The following is a 24,080-nucleotide window of genomic DNA, read 5'->3' as shown; positions in this document are numbered from 1 at the left end:
GACTTACGACTTACGACTTACGATAAAGATGACGTGACAAGTCATGATGTGGGCAATATAATTCGTGAAGAGTCAAATGGCAGGAAGGCGATGCGACGAATAATAGGAATCGTGGCGATGCGCGAATTCACCGAGCTCCTTTTGCTACTAGACCTTGTCTGTCTGCTGATGACGTATTTTGTTTATTTTCAATTCTGCGAGACGGGTGATACCACGCTCGCGCACGTCGCTCACACGATCGTGTTGGGTGTTTGTCTGTTCAACGTCTTTGGCATTGCCATGTTCTGGCAATTGGAACGGAAAAACGATTGGTAAAGCCCGACCTTGTTCGATGAGAAATGGAAGGGGGCAAATGGTCCAGCAGCTTGCCGCGAGCTAAACCGGGTGTACGGTTGGGAGGTAAAAAATTGAATTCTGAAACAGCCAGGATCTTGTTGGCCGAGGCGATCACTGCGGTTTTGGACAGTGGCGAATTTCGGGCGGCCCACGCGGTATCGACAAAGGTGTTCGTGGATGGCCGGGAGGAGGCTGTCTGCTGTTTTCTGCTCGGCGCGACGGACGGTGCGACGGCTGCTGTAGCGGAACGCCTTACTGATGCTGCATTCGCTGAGCAGGACGCCTGGCGGCGTGCTCAGGCGGCCATCGAAGATGCATCGACGAAATCCGGGGCATCCTGATTCCGATCGCTTCGCGAGAGAGGGGCTGCGCTTGCTAGTGACGGAGCGCCGCACGCAGTAGGCAGCCGTACTTTAGATTTCGCGCTTGACCGCGCCAGCGTGGCGATCAGGCGTTCATGTTTCTGGGCAAGTATGAGCTACTTTCGTCCGGCATCTGAGCGCGTGCGCCGCCATTTGATCAGCGCCCGCGAAACTTCGAGAAGCGGACCGACGGTCGCCAGGACGGCACCGACAGCCTGAACGACGTCGCGCATTTGTTCTGTATCGTTTATCAGCGCTCCGCTCTGGCCTGCCGCAGCGCCGGGGTGGGTAACGGCGGGGATGACCAGCAGGCCGAGGCCTAATGCGGTCACAGCAACTTCAATCGTCGACCCAATTCCAGCGGTCTTCTTCTTCGGCATGGAAACTCCTCCTTTTCTTGGGAGGAGTATGCCCAGGTAACTCCGGCGAAAGAAGGTCGATCTGTTGCCTACATCGCATATCTGACTGGTGGGATCATTCACCATCCGGCTATGACTCTCGCCGTCACAAGTTCTGACGCACCACGTTTCAGGCAGTCATGGGTGCGGCGCGGTACGCTGACGTGCTCGGATAAAACATGACGTGTACGGTCATGTATGTGTTACGATGCACCTACGAGTTCACGTCTTGCTTCGGACGTCGACGGGCCCGACAGGACGCGCGTGACGCGCATCAGGGCCGCGTTGGACTCGGAATCTCTCTGACGGGAATAGGGGGACTACATGGATTGCGTTGAGATCGCTCCGGGCGTGGTGTTCAACTGGGCAGTGTTGCAGCCACAACGGGGCGCACCGGGTGCGCCCGAACAGCGAGCGCGGCTTGCGGATCAGGAGAGCGAGGTGCGAGAAAGGAACCCGACTCAGGCTGATGATTCTGCTGGCGCAGACAATCAATTGTCGTTGCTTTGAAGTTTTCTTTATCGTCGAATGATTAGGCCTGCCAGGCGATTGCGTGGCTCGATCTCGACTTGAATGAACGGCAGGCTGCCGCCTTGCCGGTAGCCGAAAAAAGGGATTCTGAATGAAGGTCGCTGGAAAAAAGGTTCGTAGAAACGTCGCGGCGCAGCGGCTGAAGTGTGCAGGCCTCGTCGTCTCGCGCAAGGCCGTCGTCCGTGCGCTCTCAGCCCACGGGGTCTCGCGCGAGCGGCTTGGTGAGCTCGTAGCAATCTATATGGGGGAATCCCCGGTGCCTCCCGCCTGGGGCCGGCTTGCAGTCCGTGGGACATTCGGTTCTGAAATCGAACGCCGCTGGTCCAGGTATGTCCGTTCGCGTCCTGCCGCTGGCTTTCGCGACGCCGCAGCTGGAGGCCGTTGGGTGCAACCCTTCGCACAAACTGCCCACGATTTCGGCGTGGTTGAAAACGCTACGGGAACCCCCGTCATCAAGATGTTGCGAACACCTTCACGAGAAGATATCCAGGCGGTGCTGCGCGATCTGCGGTAACGAAGGAGACAAGACACCGAGAAACCGTGCCCACAACCATTAAATATGACGCACCACGTCACGTTTAATGGTAAAATGTCTGAAATGGTCATCGAGGTACGCGGGATATGCTAAGCACTACGAATGTATTGGGCGAGGAAGCAGTCGAACGGGCAGAGCAGCAGTTATCGGGCGCTGCGCGCGCCTTCCCGCTGCTGCTGGCAGTTCTTGCCACTGGCACATCGATCTGGGTTTCCGCTATCGCTGGATATGAGCGCGGCGCAGACGAGGCAGAACGGATTGCGTGGATCGCTCTCGGCCTCGTGATGCTGCTCGCTGCGCATCTGATTCCTGCGCTCTATCGCAGAATGGGACATTTCATGCGTATTCCGGCGATCGGCGTGTGGGTGATTTCGTTGGCTGCGACAAGTTACGGTCACGCGACCTTCTTCGTGAATGCGCAGCAGGACGCTGGCGCTGCGCGTGCTGCCTCTATGGCGACACCTGTCGAAGTGGCAATGCCGTCGGCTGGGCGTGGCCTCACCGATATTGCGCGGGATCAGGCTGCTACCGAACGACAACTTGCCAGGGCATACGCCCGGGTCTGCGAACGGCAGTGCGCCAGCCTTATCGCGACCCGCAAAGGGCTTGAAGCCAAGCGCAAGGCACTCGGAGTCGAGTTCTCCGAGGCGACGAAACGCGAGAGCCAGGCGGACGCCGCTGAGGCGCGCAAAGCTAAACTGGAAGCGCGCGCTGATGCGCTGCGCAGCGATCCGGTGACGCTCCGGCTGTCGCAGATGACGGGAATCGCGTCGTCGACCATTGACTTGACCGTTGCGCTGGGCCTGGGCCTGCTTGTCGAATGTGTGGCCTGCCTGATGTGGACCATTGTGCTGGGCAATCCGCACCGCGCTACCACAGCGCGCACCCTTGTCATGCAGCCTGCCAGTCCGGCGGCCGACGATCGCGACGCATCTCTCGCTGTCGCGGTGGCCCCGCCTGCTGCGACTTCGGAGGATCCACCGAAATTCACCTTGATCCAAGGTGGCGCCGGCGATGAAGTAACCGGCGAAATGCTCGATGCTGTAGAACGGGTTGAAGCTGCCGTCGCTGTTGGTGCCATTCGGCCAACGGTGAAGGAGATCCGTGAGTTTCTGGCGTGCGGTCAGAGTTGGGCGAGCGCCGTGCGCAAGGCGGGGCTGGCACGCTGGCGTCTTGACGACGTTGATCTGCCGCGTCACCGGAGTGTGGCGGCGAGTCGCTGAACTGCCGTTCGGCGGTAAGATGGAAGTTAACCGGCGCAATCGGCGCCATCAACACTAGGAGCTGTTCCCATGCTCGATGATCTCGGATGTATCGCGATCGTGGCAGGACTGTATTACGGCGCTTACGCCATCGTTCGTCACTACTGGCGTGACGCGAAGAAGGGTAAGCGCGTGTACTACTACTGGTAACGAAGGATGTCGTGTTGCGTCACCATATTTCCCACGCGGTCATAATATGGTGGATAATTGACCCTGTACGATATCTATCGGTGACAGGGAAATGGCTGACTACCGCTTCGATGACGTGATCGTCGCTGACGACGCACACGACCTGCAAAGCTATCTTTCAGAAGCACACGCGGCCAAGGTCAGGCCGCTCTGCCTGTGCCTGCCCACTGGCGTGCCCATGTACGTCGCGAAGGCGGGCAGGGCGTTCATCATCAAGCGCATGCCGAACTCCGGCGCTGCGCATTCTGCTGACTGCTCGTCATATCAGCCGACCGACGAAATCTCTGGCATGTCTCAAGTGCTGGGTGAGGCGATTCGGGAGAACGAGGAAGACGGCACGACCGCGCTCAAGCTCGACTTCAGTCTGTCGAAGCAGGGCGCACGTACTGCACCGGCTCCATCCGGCCAGCAATCAGATACTGTCCGCGCAGATGGCTCCAAGCTAACGCTGCGAAGCACATTGCATTACCTCTGGGATGCTGCGGAGCTCAACCGCTGGACACCGGGTATGAGCGGCAAGAGAACTTGGTACGTTGTTCGATCGCGCCTGCTGGCTGCCGCCGAACGCAGCGTCGCAAAGGGCGCTCCGCTTTCCTCGCAGCTGTACATTCCCGAATCATTCGTTGGCGACCAGGCCGCACAGATCCGTCAGCGCCGTATTTCCCATATGGCAGGCCTTGCCAGCAGTCAGAAGGCGCGCAAGTTGATGATCGCCATTGGCGAAATCAAGGAATTCGGTACGTCGCGCGGTGGTTTCAAGATCACCGCCAAGCACCTGCCCGATTTTCCGTTGATGATGGAAGAAGCAATTTATCGGCGGCTGCGCACGCGCTTCGCGAATGAGCTGGAGATGTGGAACAGCAACGAGTCATCGCACCTCATGTTCATCGCGACGATTGGCTTGAGCGCGAGCGGTGTCGCGTCGATCGAAGCGATCGCCGTGATGCTTGTGAACGCAAACTGGTTGCCTTTCGAGCACATGTACGATGCCATGCTGCTCGATGCTCTGACGATGCAGCGACGCCGTTTCATCAAGGGCATGCGCTATAACCTCGCCGAAGCGAAGCCGCTTGCGTGCGCAGTTCTGTCAGACGTCCCTTTGCATCCCAATGGCGTAGCGCTCTACATCCGTAAGCCGGGACTCGAACCGCACGAAGAGGCCGAGCTGGACGAGCTCACCGAGCAAAGCACAATGCCCGCCTGGATCTGGAGCGCGAGCGAGGAGCTGCCTCGCCTCCCTGACAACGTACTGAAGCAGGAGCCTCCGCAGATGCGCCGCGACGAGCCATCCGAGTCAGCCTGGTAATCGTCGCTGTTGGAGTGCCGCGCATTGATCGCGTTGGCGCGTCGGCGGGCACCGGACGCTTTATGTTTCTCGCGCAAGCTACCGCGTGACATTGATTACCATTCGACATGGAATCGATCCGACTTCATTTCTCGCGATCCGCGGGCCGGAACAACCACGAAGCGTTGTATCGCCTTCTTCAGATCACCGAGGCGGAATTTCTCTCGAGCTCGACGCCGCGCGGCGACAGCACTCCGGCGCAAACCGATGGGACGTTACTTTCTGAGAGCGAGCAGGCCACACGGGCGGCCGACTGCACTCTCTAATCAATCACACCACCCCGTTAAAGGACCCAGAATGGCCAACCAGAAAATCGCACGCTACGAAAAGGAGATTGGCGCGCTCCGTCAGCAGATGCTTGCCAAATTTGTGCAGATGATGGATGCATGCAAAGTGACGCTTCAGGACCTCGAAACCTTCACGCAACCCAGGCGTGGCCGAAAGGCGGCCAGTGCGGTCCTCGGCACGGCGGCGCCAGCGAAGCGCAAGCGCAATATCGTTCCGAAGTATCGCAATCCGAAGACCGGCGAAACGTGGTCCGGCATGGGGCGCGCGCCGGTGTGGATCCGTGACGCGAAGAACCGCGATCGCTTCCTGATCCCGGCTGGCGAGTAAGTGCCTCGAAAGCGCTTAGAGCGTGTTAGCAACTATTGCTAAGGTTTGCGAAATGAACAAGCATGAGCATAGCGAAGACAATGAAGTGGAGTCCAGCCAGCGTTTCAGGCAAACGCTCGTAGTCTCTGGTCAAGCGCCGGAAGCGATTAAGCCAGCCAAAGCTGCGCTCAACCACCCAGCGTCGGGGCAACAGCACAAATCCCTTTTTCGCCTCTGGCAACTTGACCACCTGAAGCTCGATGCCTTCGTCGCGCGCGGCCTCCGCTGGCTCCGCACCCGTGTAGCCTTGGTCAGCAAACGCGATTCTCACTGTCTGTCCCGTGGCGTGCTGCACCTGCCGCGCGAGCTCGCTAACTTGCGCGCGCTCCTGTTCATTGGCTGGCGTGACGTGAACCGCGAGCAACTGGCCCAGCGTGTCCACTGCCATATGCACCTTGCTGCCTCGCTTGCGTTTATAGCCGTCATAGCCCGCACGCGGGCCACTCTCGCAAGTCGACTGCAATGTGCGGCCGTCAAGAATGACCGCGCTCGGCTGCCCACTTCGTCCTTGTGCCACGCGTATTACCGAGCGCAGATCGCTCACCATCGCTTCAAAGCAGCCTGCACGAATCCAGCGTTGCGTCTGCTGATAGACCAGCTCCCACGGCGGGAAGTTGGTCGGCAGCATACGCCACGAGGCACCGGCTCGCGCCATCCAGCGCAGTGCGTTGAACATCTCGCGCAATTCGTATCGGCGTTGGGGGGCGTCGTTGCTCATCAGCGTCAGGTACGGTGCTGCGAAACTCCATTCTTCATCAGACACGTCGCTCGGGTAAGGTTTGCGCTTTTCCATCCGCCCAGGTTACCAGGTCTGAGCTGAAGTTCCTAACACGGTCTAGACATGACCGCTACTGAAATCACGATTGCGATTTCGCAAAGAGCGCCGCGCCGGCGCCGCTTTGTCATCTACCGCGGGGGCACTACGCCACAGCACCAGATAATGGCGTCTCACCGCGACATGAAAATATCGTTGCTGCTCCTAAACGCCCACACCTACCGTTCTGCGGCTTCAGACGAGAATCGATACTACGTGAAGCTTCCGTCTCAGCAGGTATTAGCGCAAGGGACCACTGAATACGACGCGTGGATTGAGCCATATATCCCGTTCTGAGGTTGAAGAATATTCGCGTTCCCGTCGTTGTAATCGCCTTCGTCGACGGGCTCGCGACCGCGTATAGCAGACTAAGTGACTCTGATAAAAATGCGCTAATACTTATTATGACAAATGTAGGATTACTAATAATGCAAAAACCCGAAAAGAAAGATGCCACGACAATGCCTTTCCCTCGGCCTGCGCCTCCTGCCGGACCGGATCTTCAAAACGCAGCCCCGATCGCGGAATTACTTGGACGTTCGAGAAAGTTCAAGCGCTGGCTCGCGTCTGTGGTCGTAAGCTGGTTCGCGTTGGCAAGTGCCGTTGTTCATTTCCGCGACGTTGCTTCAGATAACCTGCCTGGTTTCCTATTCGCGGTCTTCGCAGTGATTGGGCTGATTGTTTTGCTCCTGATTGGGTCAGAGCTTCACAAACGCGTTCGCGAATTCAAACCGCTGCCGGTCTCGGAACTCCACGATTTGAGGGAGAATCTGCTAGGCACGGCATACGCGTCTGGCCATACCGTGCGGACGCTCGCGGAGCTCAAACGCTATGGCGACGAGGTTCGCGCACTGGAGCGCGCGTTCACAGGAGAGGATCTGCGAGTGCTCCGGCGATACAACATTGCATTGATGAATGTAAGCAGCGCGATGAGGGAGTACAAGGAAGAATTGGCGATTTACGAGCAAGTGTATGGCGTTACCACCAACGAAGGTATCAGCGAGTAAGCACGCCGATCGAACGCGACTTCGAGCGACGCTATACCTCATGACCAAAAAGATCGAAATGCCAGAAGTCGCCGCGTGGGTTGAGCAGCTGCGCGCGGCGTTTGGAGTGGAGGAAATTAACCGGCAGATTCGTCGCGGCCGCGACGGCGAACCGGTCTTCTTTGCCGCGGAGGCGGGTAAAACTTTCGGAACGAGGTTGCCGGCTGGGAGTGGTTGGAACGCGTCAGGACTCGACGACCGTCTGCTTGAACCACCAACCAAAACCGCCGCTGCGTGTCCACACAAGGGTTCGCGCTGAGCAGCACCGTTGAGCAGGCCATCTGCCCCCCACGCCGCGTAGTGGTCCGCCGGCATCTGACTTAGCCAGTCGCCCTGCTTCGATATTGCCTTGATCCCTGTGAATCGCCTAAGCCAGAAGTCGGCACGTCACGCGTGCGACTATTGAGCACCGGTACACTGATATTCCACAGTCACTCTCCAGCGATTGCAGCTGCCGCCCGACGAATCGACACAAACTTTTGTCGCACCCCCAAATGGCTCGGCTTCCTTATACCCCCACGCCACACATCGTTGTGTGGCGGCTCCGGTACCTTGTGCTGAATTTACCTCAGGCACCTCGAACACCCCATACTCATATGACATTTTTACGGTGCCGTCGGCCTTGCTCCCGCCTGTAGCGGTCAGTTCTTTGGGGGCTGCGCAGGCCGCCAGGAAGCTTGCCAAGCCAAAGTACATTGCGATCCTTTTGCCCATCTCCACTCCAGGCTAGCCGAAAAAATTCGCACTGTCGACACGCGCTGCGCCTGCGTCTCGGCCACCGTGACGCTTGAGCTTCGTACCACCATGTTTTACTGACGAACCGCCTGCGCAGCCCCCTTCGTCAATGGGCCGGTCTCTCGTTTCGCAACTTCGATAATTGCGAAGAATGCGAACATACCTGCAATTACAAAAACTATGTGGTCGTGTTTCACGAGATTATGTAGTAGACGTTCCGAGAAAAATGCCATCGCTAAAGCGATAAGCGGAAATAGTCCGGCTCCGGTTAAGAAGTCGATACCCGTGGTAACAGAAGGGAAACCGGCGTACTCCAATGGCCTGTTACGTTTCCGTCGTTTGTGGAAAATGATGACGAATACGATCGCGACGGCAATCGAAACAGTATCGACGAAATCAGGATGGAACACGATCCGATTGATCACAGCCATCTGTTCATCACTAAGCAAGCCCATTTAAGTGTCCTTTTCGTAAAGGACCAGGAGCCCGACGGAGAATGAGAGGGCGATTGTGGTCCAATATAACGTCTGCACCGTCGGCCAGTATTGCGGAGAAAATGTTAGATGCCTGACTATCAAGTTCGCTATCAATGCGCCAACTAGCGCTGCGCCGAATCCGTTGCGCAAGCGCCGTAGCAAATGCAACTGTTTCGTTTCTGGAGATGGCTGATCTGCATCGCTTCGACCTGGCTGCGCTATTCCTGTATCCATTCATCGCTCCCGAAAGGTTTTCGATTTCTTACAATAGTCAAAATGTACAGGTGAGGCAATGTTTCGGAACAGACAGTCCACGTTTTCAAACCAAAATTTCAGGAATATATTTATCGATACCAGTCAATGTAATTTAATGTTTCAAAATATTCGAGAATCCATACCTATCTTGAGCGATCGGCTGTTTATTGACAAACATAGCTCTGCATGTGGCGAATGTGCGCTATCGCACATCCCGTCGGGAAACGTCATTGGGAGCAGGCGATATTTCGCTACCTTTAGAGAGCCCGCTGTTTCGAACAAGGCGACATTCAAATGGCCGAACTCAAGGTCCCAGCTGAAATCTGGGACAAACTCGACGAATTTCACAAAGGAAAGATTGAAGGCATCCTATTGGCCACGGGCTCGCTAAGGGCTGGTGATACGATCAGCAGCGATTCTACCGTCCCGCACAAACCTGACAAAGTGCGCGCCTTCGACCTCGATGTGCCGATACTGGGCGACATAGGAAAGGGAATTTGCCAGGCCGGTTGTGCTGCTGCCGGTGCATCAGCTGCGGCGGCGTGCGCAACAATCACTGACGGAATCGCTTCGGCGGCTTGCTATGCTGCGGCCGCGGCGGCAACCGAGGAATGTAAGAAGCATTGTTAGGTAACGATCAGATCGTCGGTCTGCGGGCACCCGACGATCACAGAGACAAAGATGTTTGGGGCCGCCATGTCGACCGACGGGTTTGCGTGCGAAGGTCAATGCGCGCAACAGGCGTTGCTAACTGACGAGGCGTTCGCACCAAAAACTTAGTTGACCACCGACGTGGGGATCGGCAGAGCGCAGATTACTGCCTCTGAATGCGGCAAGACTTATGGAGCGAGACTTCCGGACGGCGACGCCTGCGATGCGCGCGGAGTTGATGGTAGGGTTGCCGCTCCGACGCCGCCACCAGCGAGGCGCGCGCGGAAGCGCGCCGATCGGCACTGAAGTATGGATCCCAAAGTTCGGAGCCGTAGCTCACTCGTCTTCGAGCTCGTCCATCGATGGAAGCTTTCCTTCCACGGCGAGTTGGAGAAGCTGGACGTAGCGGTAGCCAAACAATGCAGCAGTGAGCAGTTCGGCCATAGCATCTCTGTCAAGTGCTGTCTTTAGCTGTCCCTTGTGTCCGACGCTGTTTCTTTGCCCACGCAGGCGGTCAAGCGGTACTCGAATCTCGCTCGGCAGGTGTGGCCATCCGGCGAGTGAACATGTCAAGGGGAGTAGTACGTTGAGCTGGTAGCTATACGTGGCGGCATTCTGCAAAAATTCTTCGGCGGTTTTTTTCCTAATTCCGTGCGTGGGAAGATACGCATTGAAAAATTGCGAAACCATTGACTCGACTGCGACATTAGCGGGGACAATGGCGTCTTTATATTTTTGTTCTGCAAAGGCCTCAAACGCCGTAACGAGGGACATAAATGCAGTGTCTGTGTCCGATTTTTCGATCCACGCGACACCGGCATGTACCAATTGACTCTCAGGCGGATTGACTCCCACTGGTCTTGCGCAGAGAGTTATCTTATCTTCCCAGTTGCGATGTGGAGTCCACGAATTTCCCTGACGCTCTGTCGGGTAGAGCACACCTTCTCCACCATGTGGCGTGAAATTAATGTGGAAGATTCGCGCACTATCCGGAATGCCGTAGTCTGACCATCGCAGGGTCACCGCCTCGGATCTCTGAAGCTCGAACGAAAAAGTCGTGGTGTTGGCGCCGATGCACGCAAAGGCAGCAGACGCCATGAAATTTTCTGATATCTGCTGCTTCGTGATCTCAAACCAGTCCGCCCGCTTCTCGCAAATATTGCACCCCACTTGTACGCCCATCAGAGCGTAATAGGTGATGTCGGCTTTGATAGGGTTGTTGGTGCTGCAATGGCGGCAACGCCAGAATCCGGGAAGAAAATTGTGGGTCGCTCTGCGGGACATAAGTGAGTTGATGGGCGTGACAAAGACGTCGATATCTTACTGTCAAGCGGCCATCAACGGGGCGCGGGCTCATCGAGTTGCGTACGGTATCCCCCGCGCCGTTTTACTTTCCGAGACGTCCCGGCCGGCTCGACGACTCGAACGTGTCCACGAGGGCTTTGGTGGCTTGCAGCGCAGGCGCTGTTTCGCGCAAACTGTCGCGAACGGCGTTGCATTTTAAATAAGCCCGGGTCACCTGCGACAAATCGGCGCCGAGTATCGTAAGCGTACTGCAAGTACGCTAGGTTCGGGTACTGCATAGTTATCAAGGCCTCCCCTAAGGGGAGGCCTTTCATTTTTTGCGTCGCGCGAGATCGCGTGGCGTACCCGACGAGCTCCACAAAACGAAAATTAAGGCGCTTGACGCAGAGCGTCCAGGCGCGATCTGAATCAGTTTGTCTTCATCCGGTTTTATGGTGACTTCTGTCACTCCTCTCCTGGCCACCAGCGCCGTGGCTGGGGTGCGTCGATCGCATAGTCTTCAAGACGCTTGCCCACGAGCCACTTGGGACGCGCGCCCTTCCCCGACCATTTTTTGCCGCTTGCCGGATCGTAGTATTTCGCCGGAAGCGCGGCTGGTCGATCGTAGCCTAGCGCCCTGCGCACTTCCTGTTCGGTAATCCCGAGAAGCGCCACATCTTCCTTGAATCTGGCCAGCGCCGCGGTGATTTCGCGGGCGCGAGCGTCGGCCAGCAGTTCGTTCAGACGACCGAGATCAGCGCGCAATTGCTTCAGTTCAGACATAACCGGGGGAATTGACATTGATCGGATACGAGAGGCTTGGATTCTAACTTCGCGAACTGCAAACGCCGCAGGATAGATATAAACGCGACTAACGGTCAGCAATTCAACATACAACTGTTAGTCTGCACCGCTCGCCACGCCTCTGGGGGTACAGATTCCGACGTGCAGTCAAGGATGGGCGGTTAGTTGCGTATTCTTCGCCACGCGGCGCTCCGCTATCGCAGAACGTGAAGCGTTGACACCCAACCGCGCCATTTCAGCGATCCACGCCGTCATCGAGGTCGGCAGCGGTATTCCCAGGCACCCCACGCTCGCCAGACGCATCCGGGTCCACGTCACCCTGCGGCGTGCGTGCTTGCCCATCACGCAGGGAGCGAGCGAATTGACGTACCGCCGCATCGTGCTCGCGCTCGATCCGTCGGCGCTCCGCCTCGTCGGCATCTAGCTCGGACCTGCGCTCGTCCATAAGTTCGTTCAGGCGCGCCTCTTCGAACCGGACGAATATCCTGCGCTCTGCCGCCACGCGCGCCGCCTCAACCTGAAAATGCCCCGGCCCGTCGAGTTTGATGTCGGTGCCGAACTTCTGCACCGCGAGCCTCAAGGCGTTTTCGATCGCGTCGTCGCCGGTGTCCCACACCCGAAGCGAATTTCCCTCGTCTGAAATGATGTCGACCCCACGCAGCTGATACGTCACAACGCCGTCGCGATCGACGCGATGGGTCATCGCGCCGGTGAAGATGACGGCGTTATCTTCATGAGCGCGCAGCGGGCGCAATCTCAGGCTCTCGTCGGCCGCCGGCTCAAGCGGGCGCAGCCGCCGCAATTCTCTCAGCGCGCGGCGGTCGCCGCCCTGCGCTCTCTCGTGCAGGAAATCGCGGTAGTGCTCGCCGAACGGCAGGCGCGAGCTCCTGCGCAACGTTGCGCGCTCAAGCTCGATCTCCCCTCGCAGCGTCTTGTCGCGCTCGACCTTGTCCATACGGGCCAGCGACATTGCCGCGCGTCGCTCCTCGCGCGACATGCCATCGTTCGCTTCGATGCGTGCGCGCGTCGCCTTGTACTGGGCGACCGCATCCTGTCGACGGGTCTTCTCGCTTACCCGCTGTCCGTCCCACGCAGCACGCTCGCGCGCAATTTCCGCGTCACGATGTCCCTGAAACTCCGACCACAACGACTGCTCCGGCTCGCGCACAGGGGCGTGGACGGGCTCGCGCCCCTCTTGCCGCGCGAAGGTGTCACGCAGGATCCGGGCCGCTTCTGGCCACGGCAGATGCATTTCCTTGGTCAGAAAGTCCGACACGTTGAGATTGCGCACGCCGCACTGGATTCGGTCACTACCGTCGCGCCCCTTCGTGACCTCGTACTTGCTCGCGATCAGGCCGTGGCTGCGCGCGAGCCCGGCCAGCAGTCGACTGGCGTCCAGCGAACGCCGGATCACCTGAAACTCACTCAGGACTGTCGAGCGCGTGCGGTGGTGCCGCTCAACGTGATCACGCGCATACTGGCCCAGAGCGCTGTCGGTTTCCCGGCCCGTCGTCTCGCGCGCGCGCGCATTGAACCTGCCGCGATCGCGGTACGCACCAGTTCTCCCGCCCGCTGCGCGAGCGCCATGCGCGGCACGGATGTGCGATGGATGGCGCGCGGTGTTGCCCAGCCCATCACCGAAAGCCCACATGCTGATCTGGTGGTCCAGATTGGCCGTCTGACCTCCCCTCGATGTCTCGCGCGCCGGCCCCGCCCACGCCGCGCCCGAATAACCGTCCACATCGAGCAACGTCCCGATATCAGAAAGCTTCCCGATCGTCGAAAGCGTGCCGACCTGTGCGGTGGACGCGAACGGGTCCACGAACGCCCCGCCGCCCTTGAGTCCAAACTGCTCGATCTCGAACTTCCTGCCGCTCGCGGCGATGAGCTCGGCACGCGCGGCTGCGCCTGCCCGGTCGAACTCGCCATAGGCCCATCGCGCTATCTCAGCGGCTTCGGTCAGGCTCGGGCCTTTGATCTCGATTGCTCTGCCTTCTCCGTCGCGATCGCGAGGCCATCGCATCCCTTCATACTGGTCGGCTCCGAAGTCTGCCAGGTGTAGCGGTTCATGATCCGACAGTAGTTCATCAAATCGCCCCTGGTCGATTGCATCCACATGGACGCCGGGCACACTTCGCAGACCGTTGGCGGATTCGGCCGCTCGCTCGGCGGCAAATTCGACAGGGTCGAACTCACGATAGATTTCTGCTCGATCTCGCCAGTCTCCATATTCACGTTCTCCGGCCCCAACGGGGGAAGGCTCCGGCGCACTGCTTTCGGCGACGCGGTCGTGCCCGTAGACGTCGAATCCGTCGTCAAATCGTGGCTGCTCTCGGTCAATTCGCTCATGTATGTGGTCCTCGTTGTAGCGTTGGTAGAAGCGCGCTTCGCGCTCGGCCAGAAGCGACTGACGCTCGCGCGCATCCGCCTGCTGGTAGAAGGGATAAGCCTTGAGATTGCCCCCGTTGAAATATTTCACCTCGCGCGCACGGCTGTCGTGCCACTCAGCAAGCGTCGAAACCAGTGCTTCAGGCGTGTCACGCGCGGCGCCGGCCGCCACATAGCCGTCCTCAAATCTGGAAGTCAGGAACGCAGCCTTCGCGTCCGCATCGAGCTCGATGAAGTCGCGCGAAAAAAGGTGATCGCTCAGATTGACGCCCCGCGCTGCGTCGGCGGGCTTCACGTTCTCGTATTCGTTGTCGCGCCCCGCGTTGCGCGTGCGGCGCTCGCCAAACTCTTCAAGCATGGCGCAGAAGTCGTCGTATTTCGAAATGTCGCGTTCGAGCACCGCAGACAGGATGTTCGCCTTCAGTTCCCGGTTGCCGCCGCCGAACATGTCGCCCTTGTAGCGCGCGATCATCTCCGATGCATCCGTGAAGACCGAACGTCGGTGGTCCTTCGGGCTGGCGAGGCCATACTTCTGATTGATGTGCTCCTGAAAGGCATCGATATAGCGCGTCTGGTACTTCACCATCGCGAACGGATCGAGCTTCTGGCCGCTCATCAGGTTTTCCTTCGGCACGACGATGTGAATGTGCGGCTTGCGCACTATCCGCTCTCCGCTTTTGCGGTGCTCATAGGCCTTGACGCGCGGCAAGTGGGCCTCGGCGTAGTAGCAGTATTCGCCAGGTTGAAAGGCCGAAAACATGAACCGCTCGAATTCCGCGGTGATCTCCCGAAGCACGCGCTCGTCGACGTCGTCCTCGCGAAACGACATGGTGATGGTCAGATAGCGCTCGCCATCTGTCTCCATCGCCTCAATGATGTGGTTCGCCAGGTCGAGATCCCCGGCGAGAATCACCCGTTCGTCGAGCTCGTCACGCCCAAGCTCACGCCCCGCCTTCTTGCCGGTTTCGAGATATTCCTTGACCCCGCCCACGTGGCCCTTGATCCGAATGAGCATGCTTACTCGATGCTCCCGATCGTGGCCGTCAGATAGCGCGAGATGAACTGCAACTCGTCCAGCAGCCGTTCGTAGGTCCCCTCCGACAGCTTGCCTTTCACGTGCTCGGCGTTCGCCCTGTGGGCCAGCTGGTTGATGTTGTTGCCCGCCCTGCTCACGATAAACAGCAGCCGCTTGCGATCGATCGACGGCCTGGGCCGCGCAACGATCTGCGTGCGGTTTTCCAGCACGGCCTGCCGGAAGAATTCCGATTGTGTGAGCCCCGAGTCAGCCACCTTCGCGAGATACCGCTCGCGATCCTCTTCGGTGAGCCGAAACGCGATTGGCTTGCCCAACCGTTTGCCTGGAGTTTTCTCTGCCAACTTCCTGCCTCGAATGCGTGGCCACAGGTCCGTCTTCACCGCGATCGTCGATCGCTGCGCTCGGTTTCCACGCGGCCGCCGGCCGCGGGGGTTTCAAAGGGGGAACCCCTTTGGCACGCGGTATTTTACGGGGCACGTAGTGACCCGTAAACATACCTGTCGTGCCTCTGCGGCTCTCAAAAATACACCGCCATCGCCGCGTCCGGTCACGTTCCGGGCAACTTCCGGCCATGTTCCGGTCACTTTCCGGTCAGTCGCGACGTTAGACGCGCTCGACCGGTCAACCTCCGGTCACTATCCGGTCAACTACCGGTCACAATGCGGTCAACTCCATGCGCGCGCACCGATCACCCACATAATGAAAAAAACACGAAAAAAACTGCGATGAGTTGAGGCCGTACCGGATTGCCCCGGCGCTGCGCACCGGGTCGCCGCTCTCCCCGGCGCTAGTGCGCCGGGTCCCCGTGCGGCTCAATCCGGGCGCGACGGCGCGCGCGAAAGCTCGGGCGGTTACGCCCGGGTCGTGATGGCTTGCAGAGAGGGGGGAAATTCGCGCGCGAAGGGAAAAAAGGCGCGAGTGGTGCGCCGGGAGAAGTGGCACGCCAGAAATAAAAACGGCGGGGGGTGCGGCAACACCCTCCCGCCTGCCGCCGTCAAAAACCTAGCTGGAGTCAAACGGCTGTGGCGCAAATATTGTAACGCGCCCAGCGTGGCCGCGCACGGCTGAAACCCAGAACGCTGTCGCCGCGCGGCGGTGTAGCTCACACGGATCGCCATCAGCCTGGCAAGGGCGCGCGTATGCGCCGCCCTTCGGTTGGCGGCGCGGCTGTCCTACCGGGCGGGCGGCGCGCTCTGTTCCGACACCCCGCGCACCCGGCGCACAATGTCGGCATGCGTGAGGCTCGCGTCATCGCGCAGTCGCCAGCATTGGCCCGTGGCGCGGTTCTGCGCGTAAATATAGGTAATGTTTCCGCTGTAATACTCGGATGACTTGAACGACTCAAAACCGTCGCCACCTCGCCAGTCCTCGGGCGGCAGCATGCCAAGCTGCTCCTCGTACATTTCGCGCGAAATGACCTGCGGCGCTTGAAGCAATGCGGCGGCCTGTTGCTGGATAAAGTCGGCCTCCTCGATCAGCGTCACGCCGGGATATTCCTCCGCAACCTGCGCGAGCGTGCGCGACTGCCACCAGGAAACGAATTCGCCGCTTTCCGTCTCGCGGGCGTAATCAATCGCGTGCGTGCTCCCTGGCACATAAAAAACCTTTGTCATAACGTGGGCAGAATTCCTGTCACTGCGCAGCGCAAACGGCGCGCAGTTATAAACGCGGGCGGGTCTGACTGCGACGCGCCAACCTGGCACGGCGAAAGACTCAGCTACGCGAACCCGCGCCGGGCGGGTTCGCGGTTCGCCTGCTACGTCAGCGGGCGGTTAGCCTTTGATTTCGCGCATGCGCTCGGCAAGAATCCAGAGCGCGCGATTGAGCTTTACGTCCTGGTCAATGCCAGTAACTGCGCGCGTCGTGGTGCGGCGGCCCGCTGCGTTGCGGCCTTGCAGTCCGCCGCGAATGACGTTTTCCTGCACGCGGTTAAACGTCGTCCAGAGGTCCGGCGCGTTGTCCTCCCAGCGGCGCACGCTGAGCAACTGCCGTTCGTTAATCGGCGCTTGTCCGTCCTCCGTCTCGTAGCGCGCGGCCAGTGCTGCGCTCGCATAGGCCATCTGTTCGGCTTCGCTGAGGCGCAGCGACTTCATGCCTTCGCGTTGCTCGTCCACTGCTTCGAAGCTGTCCAACACGCGAATTGCGCCCTCAATGACGTTGTGCGCTACGTCGCCCTTGTGGGGAATGCGGATATCGTTTTGCACCGTACCCACAACCATGCCGTTTTTGCACACGCCACGGAAGCAGCCAGCCAACATCTGATACGAGCTTGCGCCGTTGTGGCTGTTCAGAAGGATCACTTCGTTGGCGTCGTTGCCCGCGATCTGGTTCGCGTGGCGCATGCGGATCATGTGCTTCGTATAGCCCGCGTTGCTTGCGTCACGCACGCGGGTTTGGGCGACCATGAACGGCTCGAAACCTTCCTTCCGCAGTTTCGACAGCACGTCGATGGTCGGGATATACGAATACTTTTCCGACCGGCTTTCATGCGGTTCGAGCGCGAAAATCGACGGGGCCACGCCGCGCATTTCGTCATCGCTCAACGGATACGAGGAACGAAGCTCATGCGCGTTACGGCCAAATTTGGATGCCAGTTTTTGCATTGAATATGACTCCAGCTAGGTTTGAGAAAACCGGTCGGGGGTGGTTGCCGCCTCCCGCCTACCGGTATCGACGCGCTGTTCAGTGCGTCGATGTAGTTATTATCCCAGGCTTGACCTCATTTTTCAACAAGTCTTTCCCTTGTTTAACGGTGTTTTATTTCTGTATTTTACGACCATTCGTCACACGTAGTTCACCACCTGCCGCGCGAAATACCCCCCTCTTGACGGCTATTCGGCGTTAAAAGATCGCTAAGACTTCGCGCGCGCTGCGCGCCCGGATTGAGCCGCACGGGGACCCGGCGCGCGAGCGCTGGGGAGAGCGGCGACCCAGCGCTCGCGCTGGGGCAATCCGGCTCTGCTCCGGCATACGGTCGGTGTTTCCAGGCAAGCGGGCGAAGCCCGCGTGAATCCGTCGCGCGTGAGCGCGGCGGCTCGACTCAAAGACTCATTCCGGTCGCGTTGCGACCGCACGCCTGGCCGGTGTCGGGGCCGCGTGCTGGCGCACAGCGGTGCGAAACATGGCCGGAATGAAAAAGCGGGCGGGGCGCATACAGCGCGCCCCGCCCGCTTTCAATACCTCAGGTACCCGGATATGGGATTTACAGGCCGTCCCGCGCCAGCATCGGCGTCTGCTCAGGCCAGGCCGGAATGGCGCGCACGGCCCCAATGGCGACTTCCAGATCGGCGATAGCGTCGCGAATACGATCCTCGGCTACGTCGCTCGCGTCGCAACCTTGCGCCGTCGAAAGATCACGCATCAGGAACTGGATGACGCCGTTCGTGCTCGCGGCGAGTCCATCGCGGAAATCGACCTCCCGTTCGCACTGCAAAAGCACGTCGAATTCCCCCGGCCATTCGGCCAGCACGGCACGCTGCGCCGGGTTCAACCACGGCTTTTCGGTCGCCACGTCATACGCGTTTTTAAACGCGCTGCGCAGGGCTTCGAAGTGCCTGACATTGGCTTTCTCGCGGTTCTTCGCAAGGCTGTCCAGGGCAACAACCAACGCGTCTTTCAGGCTGCGCGGCTTGCTCATGTTGGCATCGACGCATGCGCCAATTGCAGCCAGCAGGAGCGCATAGCCATCGTCGGGGTCCGTCGCGTGCAGCACCGCGAAGTCGCTGCGGCGTCCGCCGCCTACGCCCATTGCATCTTCCCGCGTTTCGGAACAGAGGGTGAACGTCGTCACGCCCGCGCCGGTGGTCGAGAGATAGCCGCCGAGGCGGTAGAACGTCTGGAGTTTCGCCGGGTGCGCGTCGCCAGCTGCGCCGACGACAAACGGACCCACGCGCGCGCCAGGGGCGGCTTTCGCTGCAACTTCAGCAATCATCGCGTCCTGTCGTTCGCGCGATACGCCCCGGGACGTCCAGCGAGCGCGCAGGTCAGTTTCAACGCAAGCGGAAGGGGTCTGGGTTGCTTCAATCATCGGTGCTTCTCCGGTTAGCGGCCCTGGCAATGTGCCCGGCCATGAGAAGCATTATAGACCTGACCGCCCATTTATACAAGGTATAACCTTGTATAAATGGCTTGTTTTCTAGCGCCCCCGGGATTGATGCCGGGGCGCTCGCCGCGATGCCCGCTTATGCAGCCAGCGCTTCGGGCACGTCGGCGTGCGTCTCGTCTGCCGCTGCACCCGCGATCCGGTCCGCGTCATGCTCGCCAGCTACCCCGTCAACGATAGCGGTGTCGCACTCGTCGCTTGCCGCTTCCTGCTGGCCGTCCATGTCGTCATCTGCGCCTCCTTCGTCATCAGCGTCGCGGAAACCGTAGTGCCGCACCTCAGGCACCTCACGGTTGCGCAGCACGCTCGGCAACCAGCCCGTGCCTTCGAGGCGCAATTCTGCGGCGCGCACTGCGTCGGCTTTCTTCATCCCGGCCAGCGACGCACCCGCCTCGGGGCCAACCGCATCCGCCACGGCGAGGCAGATGCGATCCTTGGAAACATGTGTCAGGTAGCCCTTTCCGCTGACCGCCCAATGCTTTCGCATGTCAAGTTCCAGCGCGTCGGCAACCCGGTTGATGTGGTGCGGTTCGTCCTTACCCGTCACGCTATCCAGCGTCGCCGCCACGCAGTAAGCGAAAATGCCGTCGATCATGCTTTGGTCCGCGTCGATCAGCCAGCCCAGCAGGTGATCAGGGTTCAGCGGCAACAGATTGAGCCATTTCGCCCGCTCGGATTCGATCTCTTGCCACACCCCCGTTTCGGCCAGGTCGTCAGCCTCGCGAATCAGTCCGTCATCGTTCCGTCGCAGATCAAGCTCAAGGGCGCTGGCCCAGCGCAAATCATGAAAGCGCTCCTCCAAGACTACCGGGATCATGCGATGCAGCAGCACTGCCATCGCCATGCGCGCACTGCCCGCAAGCTCCGCACGCACCGCCGCCGTGCGGTGCGCTGTCAGGCGGCGACAAAGAGATTCACTGTGCTCGGGCTTAACCTTCACCGATTGCGGAGCGCTCGCGGTCGGATCCGGCACGACCGCTCTTTCGCCCGCCTCGTATTCACGGCGGCGCAAACCGCGTTCGATTCGAAGTGCCCCCCCGCTACCGACCATAACGAACGCACCGGATGCGGCTCGCTGCTCGTCAGACCATTCGAGCGTTGCCCTGTCGAAATCTGCCAGTGCAACGGCACTTGCACGAATCGCATCGCGAAGCTGGTGTTCCACGTCGAAATCAGCCTCGCCATCGCTCTCACAGTACGCATCCCATGCGCCCTGCGCGGTGGCGACAGCAACCTCCAGCGACGCGCGCACGCTCAACTCCTCGTCCCTCAGTGCGCGCGCGTTTCCCTTCTCACGCACACAGTATGAAATGCCGCTATTTCCTGCCTGAGCGTGCAATTCCACCCACGACCAGCCCTCGGCGCGGACCGATTGCGCGTGTAGTTCCAGTTTCTCGGCAACAAGGCGGTTCAACAATTCGTGGTCCGCGATGTACCCTGCATTAGCGCCACTGAACAGGTCACGGCGAATATAGCCGCCCGCCGCTTCATACGCGTTTGCCGTCACAAATCGCAGCGCGTCGCTGGTCCGAATATCGGTTTCTTCGCCAACGATTGCTTCGCGCAAGTGATAAGGTTCGCGCAGCCAGCTTTGTTGCGACTCGGCTGCGGCAAACCAGACGCGCTCCTGCTTTTCGTGGTCGTCCGTGAGCACCAGCGTCGTGGCCTGGTCCCACGAGAGTTCGTCCGTGCGAAACAGGTCCATGAGCTTCGGGGACAGGCACGCGAGCTTGATATGCCGGCGCACCGCTGCTTCGCTGAGGCCGAAAACCGAAGCAACAAACGCGGGCTCGCGGCCTTCCAGCAGCAGCGCAGAAAACGCGATGGCCTTGTCTGCCGGGTGCATTTCGTCATGATGTTCGTTTTCCGTCAGCGAGCGAAGCAACGCCTCGCGTTCAGGCACGACCAGCACGGGCACCAGGTAGGTATCGGGCACGCGGCCCTGTTCGAGCAGAAGCGTCAGGGCGGCGAGGCGTCGCTGTCCCGCACATACGCCCAGCGGGGCATTTTTGCCCTTCTTGCCGACGATACCGTGCACGATCAGGTTCTGGCTAACGCCCTCTGCCGCGATGCTCTCGGCCAGGCCGGGAATGTCCCGCAGTGCGGACTTGCGCACGTTATGCGGCGAAACCACAAGGCGCTTGAGCGGCACGTATTCGATCGGCCCCGTCTGGGCGGCTTCGGTAGTGGTGGCCACTGCTTCGTGCGTGAGTTTTTCGGCAGATTGCATCAGATATTCTCCGGTAAGCGACCCTGGCAGACGTTGCCCGGTCATGCTTCGCATCGTAACACCTGATCGCACTGTATACAAGGCTAAACCTTGTTTTTAATTGAGTGAATTTTCAGCCACCCAGTCTTGCTGCGCATCTGCGCCGCGCTCGACACTGCACTCCTCAATGTTCACCCCATGCGATACATCGCCGGGATCAAGGATCATCACCAGGCATGCACCGAGGTCGATCACCCCATCCGGCGCAAGCAGGTCACGCGCATCGCTTTCGCACATTGCATCCGCGCCGCCGACTGCTCGGTGCATCGCATCCTCGTAGAGTCGCTGCCCATCAAACACTCTGACCCAAAAGCTGACTTCGAATCGTTCCCGCTGCATTGCACTCTCCATTCCGGCCCTGGCGAATTCCCGGCCATGCCACGATGATGGCGCAACTCTAAATTTTCTACAAGTTATATACTTGTATTAGTTACGGGTGTGCGTTATGATCTCATTCATGGCCGGACACTTCGTCATGGCCGCTACCGGAAAACTCCGACGATGAATGCGATTCAGCCCATCACCGCGACGCCTGTCGCTGCCGCTCAAACCCTGGCCTTCCTGCCGAAGCATTTCGGACAGCACTTCATGCAGGGCGAGGCTCAGACGTATCAGTGGGCCGGGAAGCTTTCGGCGAGCTACCGCAACGGTCTCTGGAAGTTCTTCGAACTGTCCAATGACGGCTTCTATCTGGCTCCGAGCACCCCTGAGCGTTTCGTGATCGAGTCGATCAACGGCTACTCGGGCGATGTGAGCGCTGACGCGGCGGGCATCATCTTTACGCTCTTTGCGCTCAACGTCCTCGCCAATCGCACCCAGGAGGACCGCCTGATCGAAAAGTATTTCTTCCTGCGCGAATTTGCCCTCGCGCACCCCGAAGCGGTGGCCATCCTTCGCGCCATTGACTGAAGTCCTGACGATGGAAATTCTGACAGTTCCCCTGGTCTCGTCCGGCCACCTCTCGATTTCGACCCGGCGCGAACTAGACCGCGTGCAACAGGATTGTCCGTGGACCGTCGTCGCGGTATACCGCGAAGGCTGGTTCATGTACGCGGGCGAGGAGCACGACGACTGCGACGATACACCGCCCGATCTGCGAGCGGCGTTAGCGTGGGCCAGGCAAGCGGGGCATGAGTGGATACGCTTCGATGGCGCGGGACCGTATGTGAACGCGCTGGCCCGATACGAGTAAGCGTTATTGGCGGCGCGTAACCGCGCGGGCAGCGTCGTTTGCACGCGCGCCCGCGTGCCGCCCCCTTCCTGTAGACCTGGGGGGCAAGCGCGGCACCGCGGTTACGCGCGCGCCGCGCGCCCGGATTGAGCCGCACGGGGACCCGGCGCGGGAGCGCTGGGGAGAGCGGCGACGCGGTGCGTAGCACCGGGGCAATCCGGTACGGCGCCGGCCTACCCCGGGTGTTTCGTGGCAAGCGGCCGCAGGCCGCGTGAATCTCCCGCGCGAGAGCGCGGGAGCTCGATCTTGAAGAGTCGGACACGCCGCAGCAACGGATTGGCGCCGGCATGACCGGCACCGCATTTTCGTACGCGGCTTTGCCGCGTCTTTCTCCCGCGCATGCGGGAGCTGGACTGGAACGCAGGAATAGACGGCGCGACGCGCGGCGCGGGCCTGGCGGGCCCGGCGGGTGCGCCAGGCCCGCGCCCGAAATTGCGTCAGGTGTTGGGTGAAATTTCCCGCGCGCTAGCGCGGGCTGGATAAACTATCGACGCGCGCCCTGGAAGGTGGCGCGCGCAAACATAGCGGGAGCAGCATGGACGAACAAAACATCAGCATCCGGCCGGAATGCTTTCTCAACGCGGCCGACTGGACGCCTCCGACGGGCACCGAAATCCGCACGATCATCAGGCAGCTGGGCCTGACCGGCGCGCAGACTGCGGCGCTGGTCGGTCTGACCGCTCATAAGCGCGACGCCGAGGGTAATGACGCACGCACGCGCGAAGGTGCATCGCGTAAGGTCCGCGAATGGATCGCGGGATCCCGCGAAATCCCTTATTCGGTCTGGGCTATCCTCGCCTGCAAGGCGGGCTATGGCGAGATCTGGGACGCACGATAGACGCGACAAGGAAGCGACCATGTCCACGTTCGAATCGATGAGCACCGCCCAGCTGCTTGCCACGCTCGAAGAGCAGGCGCTCGAAGCGGTGAATGTGCCCGCGCGTTCCGCCACAAAGCAGATTGCAGATGTTTTTCATCTGCTCGAATCCGCACGCCAGCGCGGAGTCGCACGCAGCGATCTCGTTGCGCTCCTGAACCGCACGGGCATCCAGATCGGGCTACCGGGGTTCGAGAGTGCGCTAAAGCGGCTTCGCAGGCGTCAGCAGCAGCACGTCGAACCGGAACGCACCCATGACGCGCGCCCTGGCGGCCCTACGCAGGCACCCAGGGGCAGTGGCGCGGACGTGGCGGCCGTCGAGCTCTCCACGCCACTGCCAAGTGCGGCAGACCTCCAGGCAGAAGATCCCACACTCAGCCCGGCGATGGCTCGCAAAAAGGCGGCGGAAGCGGCGTACCGTGAGGCCGCGGCCGGAACAACGTTGATGGAACGTTTCAAAAGGAATTGACACGGAGGAAGCCGGTGTGGACAGCTGTCCT

General features: G+C 60.0%; 26 protein-coding genes. 13 read left to right on the top strand and 13 right to left on the bottom strand.

Features of this window, described 5'->3' with window-relative positions; all coding sequences use genetic code 11:
• Positions 1-117 precede the first annotated feature (117 nt).
• Both LDO54_RS33025 and LDO54_RS33020 read left to right on the top strand, forming a co-directional pair.
• A complete protein-coding gene (locus LDO54_RS33025) occupies positions 118-315 on the top strand; it encodes a hypothetical protein (protein WP_224016136.1) in 198 nt (65 codons plus the stop codon).
• 92 nt (positions 316-407) lie between these two features.
• Positions 408-677, top strand: a complete 270-nt coding sequence (locus tag LDO54_RS33020; protein ID WP_224016132.1) for a hypothetical protein — start codon at positions 408-410, stop codon at positions 675-677.
• Between the two features lie 137 nt (positions 678-814).
• Here LDO54_RS33020 and LDO54_RS33015 read toward each other — a convergent pair whose 3' ends face one another.
• Positions 815-1,078, bottom strand: a complete 264-nt coding sequence (locus LDO54_RS33015) for a hypothetical protein (RefSeq protein WP_224016129.1) — start codon at positions 1,076-1,078, stop codon at positions 815-817.
• A gap of 640 nt (positions 1,079-1,718) precedes the next feature.
• On the opposite strand from LDO54_RS33015, the gene LDO54_RS33010 reads away from it, so the two are divergent.
• The 4 genes from LDO54_RS33010 (at position 1,719) to LDO54_RS32995 (ending at position 5,573) form a co-directional block, all read left to right on the top strand.
• Positions 1,719-2,141, top strand: coding sequence for a hypothetical protein (locus LDO54_RS33010; RefSeq protein WP_224016126.1), 423 nt, complete (start codon positions 1,719-1,721; stop codon positions 2,139-2,141).
• Between the two features lie 107 nt (positions 2,142-2,248).
• Complete coding sequence (locus tag LDO54_RS33005) at positions 2,249-3,385, top strand: hypothetical protein (RefSeq protein ID WP_224016122.1); 1,137 nt, start codon at positions 2,249-2,251, stop codon at positions 3,383-3,385.
• 280 nt (positions 3,386-3,665) lie between these two features.
• Entirely contained in the window at positions 3,666-4,919 is a 1,254-nt protein-coding gene (locus tag LDO54_RS33000; protein ID WP_224016117.1) for a DUF1173 domain-containing protein, read from the top strand.
• A gap of 336 nt (positions 4,920-5,255) precedes the next feature.
• Positions 5,256-5,573 (top strand): H-NS histone family protein, encoded by a 318-nt coding sequence (locus tag LDO54_RS32995; RefSeq protein ID WP_224016112.1) that lies wholly within the window; start codon positions 5,256-5,258, stop codon positions 5,571-5,573.
• 25 nt (positions 5,574-5,598) lie between these two features.
• Here the strand turns inward: LDO54_RS32995 and LDO54_RS32990 are convergent, their stop codons facing one another.
• Complete coding sequence (locus tag LDO54_RS32990; protein WP_034194660.1) at positions 5,599-6,405, bottom strand: IS5 family transposase; 807 nt, start codon at positions 6,403-6,405, stop codon at positions 5,599-5,601.
• A 449-nt stretch (positions 6,406-6,854) separates the two neighbouring features.
• Here LDO54_RS32990 and LDO54_RS32985 point away from each other — a divergent pair, with 449 nt between their 5' ends.
• Complete coding sequence (locus LDO54_RS32985) at positions 6,855-7,433, top strand: hypothetical protein (RefSeq protein ID WP_224016108.1); 579 nt, start codon at positions 6,855-6,857, stop codon at positions 7,431-7,433.
• A 40-nt stretch (positions 7,434-7,473) separates the two neighbouring features.
• A complete protein-coding gene (locus LDO54_RS32980) occupies positions 7,474-7,731 on the top strand; it encodes a hypothetical protein (RefSeq protein ID WP_224016105.1) in 258 nt (85 codons plus the stop codon).
• 140 nt (positions 7,732-7,871) lie between these two features.
• On the opposite strand, the gene yecR is transcribed toward LDO54_RS32980, so the two are convergent.
• Positions 7,872-8,168, bottom strand: coding sequence for a YecR family lipoprotein (gene yecR, locus LDO54_RS39110; protein WP_224016227.1), 297 nt, complete (start codon positions 8,166-8,168; stop codon positions 7,872-7,874).
• A gap of 113 nt (positions 8,169-8,281) precedes the next feature.
• Positions 8,282-8,662: a hypothetical protein gene (locus tag LDO54_RS32970; protein ID WP_224016102.1), complete on the bottom strand. Its 381-nt coding sequence runs from the start codon at positions 8,660-8,662 to the stop codon at positions 8,282-8,284.
• Between the two features lie 570 nt (positions 8,663-9,232).
• Between LDO54_RS32970 and LDO54_RS32965 the strand changes: the two genes are divergently transcribed.
• Positions 9,233-9,568, top strand: a complete 336-nt coding sequence (locus LDO54_RS32965) for a hypothetical protein (RefSeq protein ID WP_224016098.1) — start codon at positions 9,233-9,235, stop codon at positions 9,566-9,568.
• A gap of 357 nt (positions 9,569-9,925) precedes the next feature.
• Here LDO54_RS32965 and LDO54_RS32960 read toward each other — a convergent pair whose 3' ends face one another.
• The 9 genes from LDO54_RS32960 to LDO54_RS32920 form a co-directional block, all read right to left on the bottom strand.
• Positions 9,926-10,873, bottom strand: coding sequence for a hypothetical protein (locus LDO54_RS32960; RefSeq protein WP_224016095.1), 948 nt, complete (start codon positions 10,871-10,873; stop codon positions 9,926-9,928).
• Between the two features lie 465 nt (positions 10,874-11,338).
• On the bottom strand, positions 11,339-11,656 hold the full coding sequence (locus LDO54_RS32955; protein WP_224016093.1) for an H-NS histone family protein: 318 nt from the start codon (positions 11,654-11,656) through the stop codon (positions 11,339-11,341).
• 256 nt (positions 11,657-11,912) lie between these two features.
• Positions 11,913-15,080 carry an LPD7 domain-containing protein gene (locus tag LDO54_RS32950; RefSeq protein WP_224016090.1) on the bottom strand — a complete coding sequence of 1,056 codons (3,168 nt, stop codon included), beginning with the start codon at positions 15,078-15,080 and terminating at the stop codon, positions 11,913-11,915.
• A gap of 2 nt (positions 15,081-15,082) precedes the next feature.
• A complete protein-coding gene (locus LDO54_RS32945) occupies positions 15,083-15,415 on the bottom strand; it encodes a plasmid mobilization protein (RefSeq protein ID WP_224016088.1) in 333 nt (110 codons plus the stop codon).
• An 858-nt stretch (positions 15,416-16,273) separates the two neighbouring features.
• Positions 16,274-16,804 carry a hypothetical protein gene (locus LDO54_RS32940; protein WP_224016085.1) on the bottom strand — a complete coding sequence of 177 codons (531 nt, stop codon included), beginning with the start codon at positions 16,802-16,804 and terminating at the stop codon, positions 16,274-16,276.
• Positions 16,805-16,873: 69 nt separating this feature from the next.
• Complete coding sequence (locus LDO54_RS32935; protein WP_224016081.1) at positions 16,874-17,704, bottom strand: DUF932 domain-containing protein; 831 nt, start codon at positions 17,702-17,704, stop codon at positions 16,874-16,876.
• Positions 17,705-18,303: 599 nt separating this feature from the next.
• A complete protein-coding gene (locus tag LDO54_RS32930; RefSeq protein ID WP_224016078.1) occupies positions 18,304-19,128 on the bottom strand; it encodes a hypothetical protein in 825 nt (274 codons plus the stop codon).
• 154 nt (positions 19,129-19,282) lie between these two features.
• Positions 19,283-21,433, bottom strand: a complete 2,151-nt coding sequence (locus LDO54_RS32925) for a ParB/RepB/Spo0J family partition protein (RefSeq protein WP_224016075.1) — start codon at positions 21,431-21,433, stop codon at positions 19,283-19,285.
• A 96-nt stretch (positions 21,434-21,529) separates the two neighbouring features.
• A complete protein-coding gene (locus LDO54_RS32920; RefSeq protein ID WP_224016072.1) occupies positions 21,530-21,811 on the bottom strand; it encodes a hypothetical protein in 282 nt (93 codons plus the stop codon).
• Between the two features lie 162 nt (positions 21,812-21,973).
• Between LDO54_RS32920 and LDO54_RS32915 the strand changes: the two genes are divergently transcribed.
• From LDO54_RS32915 to LDO54_RS32900, 4 genes are all read left to right on the top strand, one after another.
• The gene (locus LDO54_RS32915; RefSeq protein ID WP_224016069.1) at positions 21,974-22,381 is read left to right on the top strand and encodes an antirestriction protein; all 408 of its coding nucleotides are present in this window, start codon (positions 21,974-21,976) and stop codon (positions 22,379-22,381) included.
• Between the two features lie 10 nt (positions 22,382-22,391).
• On the top strand, positions 22,392-22,664 hold the full coding sequence (locus tag LDO54_RS32910) for a hypothetical protein (RefSeq protein ID WP_224016065.1): 273 nt from the start codon (positions 22,392-22,394) through the stop codon (positions 22,662-22,664).
• A 574-nt stretch (positions 22,665-23,238) separates the two neighbouring features.
• On the top strand, positions 23,239-23,541 hold the full coding sequence (locus tag LDO54_RS32905) for an XRE family transcriptional regulator (RefSeq protein WP_224016063.1): 303 nt from the start codon (positions 23,239-23,241) through the stop codon (positions 23,539-23,541).
• A gap of 19 nt (positions 23,542-23,560) precedes the next feature.
• A complete protein-coding gene (locus LDO54_RS32900; protein ID WP_224016060.1) occupies positions 23,561-24,049 on the top strand; it encodes a hypothetical protein in 489 nt (162 codons plus the stop codon).
• The last annotated feature ends 31 nt before the right edge of the window (positions 24,050-24,080 follow it).

This window comes from Paraburkholderia tropica (genome assembly GCF_914484835.1).
Taxonomy (GTDB): domain Bacteria; phylum Pseudomonadota; class Gammaproteobacteria; order Burkholderiales; family Burkholderiaceae; genus Paraburkholderia; species Paraburkholderia tropica_A.
The sequence above is the reverse complement of the archived record's forward strand: the minus strand, read 5'-3'. Positions and strand labels throughout refer to the sequence as shown.

What these genes read in the sequence shown, in the direction of transcription:
- LDO54_RS33025 (WP_224016136.1), top strand. Translation starts at nt 118, where the DNA reads ATGCGCGAATTCACCGAGCTCCTTTTGCTACTAGACCTTGTCTGTCTG.
- LDO54_RS33015 (WP_224016129.1), bottom strand. Translation starts at nt 1,078, where the DNA reads ATGCCGAAGAAGAAGACCGCTGGAATTGGGTCGACGATTGAAGTTGCT.
- LDO54_RS33010 (WP_224016126.1), top strand. Translation starts at nt 1,719, where the DNA reads ATGAAGGTCGCTGGAAAAAAGGTTCGTAGAAACGTCGCGGCGCAGCGG.
- LDO54_RS33005 (WP_224016122.1), top strand. Translation starts at nt 2,249, where the DNA reads ATGCTAAGCACTACGAATGTATTGGGCGAGGAAGCAGTCGAACGGGCA.
- LDO54_RS33000 (WP_224016117.1), top strand. Translation starts at nt 3,666, where the DNA reads ATGGCTGACTACCGCTTCGATGACGTGATCGTCGCTGACGACGCACAC.
- LDO54_RS32995 (WP_224016112.1), top strand. Translation starts at nt 5,256, where the DNA reads ATGGCCAACCAGAAAATCGCACGCTACGAAAAGGAGATTGGCGCGCTC.
- LDO54_RS32990 (WP_034194660.1), bottom strand. Translation starts at nt 6,405, where the DNA reads ATGGAAAAGCGCAAACCTTACCCGAGCGACGTGTCTGATGAAGAATGG.
- LDO54_RS32985 (WP_224016108.1), top strand. Translation starts at nt 6,855, where the DNA reads ATGCAAAAACCCGAAAAGAAAGATGCCACGACAATGCCTTTCCCTCGG.
- LDO54_RS32980 (WP_224016105.1), top strand. Translation starts at nt 7,474, where the DNA reads ATGACCAAAAAGATCGAAATGCCAGAAGTCGCCGCGTGGGTTGAGCAG.
- yecR (WP_224016227.1), bottom strand. Translation starts at nt 8,168, where the DNA reads ATGTACTTTGGCTTGGCAAGCTTCCTGGCGGCCTGCGCAGCCCCCAAA.
- LDO54_RS32970 (WP_224016102.1), bottom strand. Translation starts at nt 8,662, where the DNA reads ATGGGCTTGCTTAGTGATGAACAGATGGCTGTGATCAATCGGATCGTG.
- LDO54_RS32965 (WP_224016098.1), top strand. Translation starts at nt 9,233, where the DNA reads ATGGCCGAACTCAAGGTCCCAGCTGAAATCTGGGACAAACTCGACGAA.
- LDO54_RS32960 (WP_224016095.1), bottom strand. Translation starts at nt 10,873, where the DNA reads ATGTCCCGCAGAGCGACCCACAATTTTCTTCCCGGATTCTGGCGTTGC.
- LDO54_RS32955 (WP_224016093.1), bottom strand. Translation starts at nt 11,656, where the DNA reads ATGTCTGAACTGAAGCAATTGCGCGCTGATCTCGGTCGTCTGAACGAA.
- LDO54_RS32950 (WP_224016090.1), bottom strand. Translation starts at nt 15,080, where the DNA reads ATGCTCATTCGGATCAAGGGCCACGTGGGCGGGGTCAAGGAATATCTC.
- LDO54_RS32935 (WP_224016081.1), bottom strand. Translation starts at nt 17,704, where the DNA reads ATGCAAAAACTGGCATCCAAATTTGGCCGTAACGCGCATGAGCTTCGT.
- LDO54_RS32930 (WP_224016078.1), bottom strand. Translation starts at nt 19,128, where the DNA reads ATGATTGAAGCAACCCAGACCCCTTCCGCTTGCGTTGAAACTGACCTG.
- LDO54_RS32925 (WP_224016075.1), bottom strand. Translation starts at nt 21,433, where the DNA reads ATGCAATCTGCCGAAAAACTCACGCACGAAGCAGTGGCCACCACTACC.
- LDO54_RS32920 (WP_224016072.1), bottom strand. Translation starts at nt 21,811, where the DNA reads ATGCAGCGGGAACGATTCGAAGTCAGCTTTTGGGTCAGAGTGTTTGAT.
- LDO54_RS32915 (WP_224016069.1), top strand. Translation starts at nt 21,974, where the DNA reads ATGAATGCGATTCAGCCCATCACCGCGACGCCTGTCGCTGCCGCTCAA.
- LDO54_RS32910 (WP_224016065.1), top strand. Translation starts at nt 22,392, where the DNA reads ATGGAAATTCTGACAGTTCCCCTGGTCTCGTCCGGCCACCTCTCGATT.
- LDO54_RS32905 (WP_224016063.1), top strand. Translation starts at nt 23,239, where the DNA reads ATGGACGAACAAAACATCAGCATCCGGCCGGAATGCTTTCTCAACGCG.
- LDO54_RS32900 (WP_224016060.1), top strand. Translation starts at nt 23,561, where the DNA reads ATGTCCACGTTCGAATCGATGAGCACCGCCCAGCTGCTTGCCACGCTC.